Origin of the sequence: Halomonas sp. MMSF_3323 (assembly GCF_030733595.1) — a bacterium.
GTDB lineage: Bacteria > Pseudomonadota > Gammaproteobacteria > Pseudomonadales > Halomonadaceae > Halomonas > Halomonas litopenaei.
This window is the reverse complement of record NZ_JASHIT010000082.1, coordinates 1-3616: the sequence shown is the minus strand read 5'-3', so window position 1 is coordinate 3616 and position 3616 is coordinate 1. Positions and strand designations below refer to the sequence as shown.

Here is a 3616-nt window from a genome sequence, read left to right as displayed (position 1 = left end):
GTGGCCATCGGCGTCGTCGTTTGCGGCGTCCTGTCGTGGGGTCTTACTTCTCCACGAAGGCACGCTCGATGACGTAGTCGCCGGGCTCGCCCATGCGCGGGGAAATATTGAAGCCGAGCTCGTCGAGCAGTGCGCTGGTGTCGTCGAGCATGGCCGGGCTGCCGCAGATCATGGCCCGGTCCTGCTTGGGATCAATGGGCGGCAGGCCCTTGTCGTCGGTCAGCTTGCCGGTGCGGATGTGATCGGTCAGGCGGCCCATGGTGTGGAAGTCTTCACGGGTCACGGTGGGGTAGTAGACCAGCTTCTCGCTGATCTCCTCGCCCAGGTACTCGTGCGCCGGCAACTCCTTGGTGATGAAGTCGGCGTAGGCCAGCTCGTTGACGTGGCGCACGCCGTGCACCAGCACTACCTTTTCGAAGCGCTCGTAGACCTCGGGGTCCTGGATCAGGCTGAGGAAGGGCGCCAGACCGGTGCCGGTGGACAGCATGTAGAGATTGCGCCCAGGCAGCAGGTCGTCACATACCAGGGTACCGGTAGGCTTGCGGCTGACCATGATCTGATCACCCACCTGCAGGTGCTGCAGGCGAGAGGTCAGGGGACCATCGGGCACCTTGATGCTGAAGAACTCGAGGTGGTCCTCGTAGTTGGGGCTGGCCACGGAGTAGGCACGCATCAGCGGCTTGCCGTTGACCTCGAGACCGATCATCACGAACTGGCCGTTCTTGAAACGCAGGCTACGCTCACGGGTCGTGCGGAAGGTGAACAGGGAGTCGTTCCAGTGATGAACGCTCAGCACTTCTTCCAGGGCAAACTTGCTCATGCCAACTCCTTAAAATGCGTGGGCTTATTCCTGAAATGAATAAAGCCCGATATCAAGTCTTGCGGATAATTCTAAGACCGGCCATATTATCTGTTAAATGGATTGTATGGATAACGCTTATCCAATTCATTGATATAGATGCCCATCGCCGACGTCTTTACCCCTATCGCGCCGGAGAGCCCGTGCCATGCGCTACACCCTTCGACAGCTGGAAGTCTTTGTTGCGGTCGCCCAGCACGAGAGCGTGTCCAAGGCGGCGCGCGCCCTGGCCCTGTCGCAGTCGGCGGCCAGTACCGCGCTGTCCGAACTCGAGCGCCAATTCGACTGCCAGCTGCTCGATCGCATCGGCAAGCGCCTCAAGCTCAATGCACTGGGCTTCCAGCTGCTGCCCAAGGCGGTCGCCCTGCTCGATCGGGCCGAAGAAGTGGAAGAACTGCTCAGAGGCCAGCAAGGCATCGGCAATCTGGATGTCGGCGCCACCCTGACCATCGGCAACTATCTGGCGACGCTGTTGATCAGCGACTTCATGCAGCGCCACCCCGGCAGCCGGGTAAGGCTGCAGGTCCGCAACACTCGCTCGATCATCGATGCGGTTCGCCATCACCAGCTCGACCTGGGGCTGATCGAGGGGCAGTGCGAGGAGGACGAGGTCATCACCCAGCCCTGGGTCGAAGACGACCTGGTGGTGTTCTGTTCGCCCCGTCACCCGCTGGCCAACCGCGGGCCGGTGGAGCTCGACCGCCTGCTGCGTGAAGACTGGATCATGCGAGAGGAGGGCTCAGGCACGCGCCTGACCCTCGAACAGGCAGCCCGCCATCGGCGTGGTCGCTTCAATATCCTGCTCGAACTGGAGCATACCGAGGGCATCAAGCGTGCGGTGGAGTCGGGGCTGGGAATCGGCTGTGTCTCACGCCTGGCGCTGCGCGACGCCTTTCGGCGTGGCAGCCTGACCCCACTGCCCACGCCGGAACTGGACCTGAGTCGACAGTTCACCTTTATCTGGCACCGTCACAAGTACCTCACCGCAGGCATGCGCGAATTTCTACGCCAGTGCCGGCAGATGACGGAGGGGATCCAGCGCAGCGACGAGATCGATCTGCCGCAGGTGCCCTGAACGGAAACGACTAGCGCTATGCAGGAGAGAGCCCGCCGCGGACGGCGGGCGGCACAGATCAGCGCAGATCGTCGACGGCGTCGGTGATCTTGTCGCAGTCGGCCTTGGTCAGATCCTTGGAGAGGGAGTGGATGACCAGTTTGGCGGTGGGAGCATCGAGCTTGTCGCGCAGGTGGCCAAGAAAGCGCGGCGGCGCCACCATGATCAGCTTTTCCATGCTGTTGTCGACACGGGCACGATACAGTCGATCGGCTACCTCTCGGGCAAAGATGACTTCATGGTGCTGGGTCGCCACCTCCTCGCCGCCAGCCTGACGCGAGGCGGTAGCACTGGATTCATGTACGTCACCGCCCTTGTCGGTCACCAGATCGCCTTCGTGGAGCCGCCCTTCGGCGTGCACCAGGCTCTCGACTTCATTCAGCTTGCGTCCTGTCCGAGTGAAGATTCGCGCACGCGACGCATCGGCTACCACGATATAAGTCGTCGTCATGGTCGGTCCTCGCCTCCCTGTGTTCAGACTTCCCGGCACAATGACCGGTACAAAGTCACCATGGCAACGGACCCCGGCAGCGTCAACTGGTGGTTATTGGCGACACCGGCGTCGCCCTCCACGGACACTGACGAGCCCTGCCTCCTTTGGGGTAGCATGCAGGCATCTGTTACACGCCCCGGCGGCCTGCGGCCCTGTCCGGTTATCGCCTTTGCCTGCGCCGCACCGCTGATACTCGCGGGCCGCCCATCCTGGCGCCCTGCGAGTTCCCCTGCTGGAGGACCTCAACCATGCGCCAGTTCTTCTTTCCCCGCGCCCCACTGGCCCGGCGCACCCTGCTGAGCTGTCATTTCATTGCACAGCTCGGCGTTCTCGCCGCCGGTCTGTGGTGGCTGATCCCCCGCACCCCCTGGGTCGCCATGACCACCTGGAGTGAGAGCTGGCCTCCCCTGGCGCTGGGCGCCGGCCTCACCCTGCTGACCATGGTCGCACTACGCCTGCTGGCCGAGCTGTGGTTGCTGCCCCATCACCTGGGCAGTCAACGGCCCGGCTTCGCCCCCGGCGCGGTGGTCACCCGCTCCTACGATCGTCGTCCGGCGGTGCATGATGACGACAAGGCCTGGACCTCCCAGGCCCGGCCGCTGGAGGACGACGACGCGGTGGTCGGCGATGCTCGGGTGACGCGCAAGGCCGAACCGCTGAGCAAACGCGGACATCGCGAGCCCGGCCTCGACCTGAACCGTTCGTCTACCGGCGAGCCCGAATCACAAAGGGTCCAGAAGCCGAGTCGCCAGGAGCCAAGTCTCTGACGCGGTCGACGCCTTGACCGGGAAGGCAATCAGCGGCGAGCGCGCTGGCGCCCTCGATGCCACAGCCAGACCGCCCCGACACCGAGCCCCGCACCCATGGGAAGTTGGCGACGACGTCCCAGGCATCGCCGCCGAGTCACTTGGGAAGGCAGTCAGCGGCGAGTTCGCGGAAGGGAATCAGCGGCGAGCGCGCTGGCGCCATTGGCACCACAGCCAGACCGACCCGACACCAAGCCCTGCACCAATGGGAAGTTGGCGACGACGTCCCAGGCATCGCCGTCGAGTCATCCGGGAAGGGAATCAGCGGCGAGCGCGCTGGCGCCCTCGATGCCACAGCCAGACCGCCCCGACACCGAGCCCCGCACCCAGGGTATTGGCGACGA

Annotated in this window: 4 protein-coding genes; 2 read left to right on the top strand and 2 right to left on the bottom strand. The window is 64.0% G+C overall.

The window, feature by feature from the left end:
- Window positions 1-43: 43 nt before the first annotated feature.
- Window positions 44-820: a ferredoxin--NADP reductase gene (locus RBB39_RS22640; protein ID WP_045993904.1), complete on the bottom strand. Its 777-nt coding sequence runs from the start codon at window positions 818-820 to the stop codon at window positions 44-46.
- A gap of 187 nt (window positions 821-1007) precedes the next feature.
- On the opposite strand from RBB39_RS22640, the gene RBB39_RS22635 reads away from it, so the two are divergent.
- Window positions 1008-1934, top strand: coding sequence for a LysR family transcriptional regulator (locus RBB39_RS22635; RefSeq protein ID WP_045993903.1), 927 nt, complete (start codon window positions 1008-1010; stop codon window positions 1932-1934).
- Window positions 1935-1992: 58 nt separating this feature from the next.
- Here RBB39_RS22635 and RBB39_RS22630 read toward each other — a convergent pair whose 3' ends face one another.
- A complete protein-coding gene (locus RBB39_RS22630) occupies window positions 1993-2424 on the bottom strand; it encodes a host attachment protein (protein WP_045993902.1) in 432 nt (143 codons plus the stop codon).
- Between the two features lie 290 nt (window positions 2425-2714).
- Between RBB39_RS22630 and RBB39_RS22625 the strand changes: the two genes are divergently transcribed.
- Window positions 2715-3233: a hypothetical protein gene (locus RBB39_RS22625; RefSeq protein ID WP_045993901.1), complete on the top strand. Its 519-nt coding sequence runs from the start codon at window positions 2715-2717 to the stop codon at window positions 3231-3233.
- The last annotated feature ends 383 nt before the right edge of the window (window positions 3234-3616 follow it).

Bases quoted from the DNA above. Each gene is read 5' to 3' on its own strand.
- RBB39_RS22640 (WP_045993904.1), bottom strand. From the start codon at position 820: ATGAGCAAGTTTGCCCTGGAAGAAGTGCTGAGCGTTCATCACTGGAAC.
- RBB39_RS22635 (WP_045993903.1), top strand. From the start codon at position 1,008: ATGCGCTACACCCTTCGACAGCTGGAAGTCTTTGTTGCGGTCGCCCAG.
- RBB39_RS22630 (WP_045993902.1), bottom strand. From the start codon at position 2,424: ATGACGACGACTTATATCGTGGTAGCCGATGCGTCGCGTGCGCGAATC.
- RBB39_RS22625 (WP_045993901.1), top strand. From the start codon at position 2,715: ATGCGCCAGTTCTTCTTTCCCCGCGCCCCACTGGCCCGGCGCACCCTG.